This is a genomic window from Curtobacterium sp. MCBA15_008 (genome assembly GCF_001865065.1).
In the GTDB taxonomy this organism is placed as follows: Bacteria; Actinomycetota; Actinomycetes; order Actinomycetales; family Microbacteriaceae; genus Curtobacterium.
In genome coordinates this window covers 1-296 of sequence record NZ_MJGN01000060.1, presented here as the reverse complement: position 1 = coordinate 296, position 296 = coordinate 1, and the positions used below count along the sequence as shown (strand labels likewise).

Annotated in this window: 1 protein-coding gene; it reads right to left on the bottom strand. The window is 60.1% G+C overall.

Annotated elements, in window-relative coordinates; all coding sequences use genetic code 11:
- On the bottom strand, positions 1-296 hold a 296-nt coding region (locus BIU96_RS19220), incomplete at both ends, for a type VI secretion system contractile sheath large subunit (protein WP_139200128.1).

The following is a 296-nucleotide window of genomic DNA, read 5'->3' as shown; positions in this document are numbered from 1 at the left end:
GCGTGGTGATGTCAGGCCCAGGTAGCGGGCGTCTTCCGACTCACGCAGGGAGCGCCACTTGGCGTATTTCGGGCCTTCGAAGACGGCCTTCAGTTCCTTGATGGCGGGCAGTTCCTGATAGCTGTCGACGCCAAAGAACGTTGGCGCAACCGAGGACAGGAACGGCGCATGGGCCATCGCTCCGACAGAAGACACGTACTGCAACAGTTTCATGTCTGGCGTGGAGGGTGTGAACGCGTAGTTACCCACCACGGCACCCACAGGCTCACCGCCAAACTGGCCGTATTCTGTTGAGT